Annotated in this window: 1 protein-coding gene; it reads left to right on the forward strand. The window is 50.0% G+C overall.

The genetic code is table 11. The features are described 5' to 3' along the window. A partial coding sequence (locus C5684_RS08520; RefSeq protein WP_158650236.1) for a DNA translocase FtsK occupies positions 1-1,415 on the forward strand: 1,415 nt, incomplete at its 5' end. Between the last annotated feature and the right edge of the window lie 86 nt (positions 1,416-1,501).

Here is a 1,501-nt window from a genome sequence, read left to right on the forward strand (position 1 = left end):
CCCAAGAACCCCAAGAGCAAGAGCCCCCCAGTTCCCCCCTAAAAATCAAGGTGAGCTATTACAGCCAAGAAAATCAAGACCTTTACACCCAACAAGTCCAATTAGTCAGCCCCTCTAAGCCTACCTCTGAGCCCTCTAGCCACACCCCCCCTAACTCAGCTTACATGGATTTGGTGCAACAAAGACGCGCCCTAGATTCAACCGATTCAACCAATTCAATCGATTTAACCCCAACCGCACCCACCAAACCCCCTAGTATTGAGAATTACGCCCTGCCTAGCACGGATTTACTCAACCCCATCCCAGAAATGCCCCCAGCCCTAGATTTGCCCCAAATGGAGCAAAAAAGCCAGCAATTACTGGACAAATTGCGCATGTTTAAAATTGAGGGGGCGTTGGTGAGCACCCATATAGGACCCGTGGTGAGCACTTTTGAGTTACGCCCCGCCCCGCATATCAAGGTGAGCAAAATCCTAGCCCTAGCCGATGATTTGGCGATGGCTCTGTGTGCCCCTTCCATTCGGATTCAAGCCCCCATCAAGGGTAAGGATGTGATGGGCATTGAGATTGCCAACCCCACACCCACGCCCATTTGTTTAAAAGAAATCCTAGAGAGTGAGGTCTTCAAACAAGCCCCGCCCTTAGCGTTGGCTTTGGGTAAGGATGTCATAGGCCAGCCCTATGTGAGCGATCTTAAGAGTCTCCCCCATTTGCTCATTGCTGGCACCACGGGCAGTGGTAAGAGTGTGGGCATGCATGCAATGATTTTATCTCTACTTTTTAAAAACACCCCCGATCAGCTCCAATTAATCATCATTGACCCCAAGCGGGTTGAATTTAGCCTTTATGCAGACATCCCCCACCTAAAAGCCCCCATCATCACCACGCCTAAAGAAGCCATAGAAGCCCTAGAACATGCCGTGTGTGAAATGGAGTGCCGCTACACCCTGCTAAACCAACAACGGGTTAAAAATATCGAGAGTTACCATGCCAAAGCACAAGCCGAGAGCATGCCCTTTTTGGTGATCATGATTGATGAATTAGCGGATTTAATGGTGGTGGGCGGTAAGGATGTGGAAACCCCGATCATGCGGATCGCCCAAATGGGGCGTGCCAGCGGGATTCATTTGATCATTGCCACCCAACGCCCCAGCGTGGATGTGCTCACAGGTGTTATCAAAACCAACCTACCTTGCAAGATCAGCTTTAAAGTGGGCTCTAAGGTGGATTCACGCGTGATCTTAGACACGGAGGGGGCGCAAAGTTTGTTGGGCAAGGGCGATATGCTCTTCACCCCCCCGGGGAGCAGTGCATTACTCAGACTGCACGCCCCTTATGTGGCTGAAGAAGAAATTGAACGGGTGGTGCATTGGATTTGCCACAACAAAGATATTAACGGCGTTGAGCCACTCTAGCCTTGCCAATCTTAGAAAATTTTTTGAAAGGTTTTTCATGTTCCAACCCCTCTTAGATGCCTTTATTGAGGCAACCAAACTCCTCC

This window comes from Helicobacter bizzozeronii (assembly GCF_900196775.1).
In the GTDB taxonomy this organism is placed as follows: Bacteria; Campylobacterota; Campylobacteria; order Campylobacterales; family Helicobacteraceae; genus Helicobacter; species Helicobacter bizzozeronii.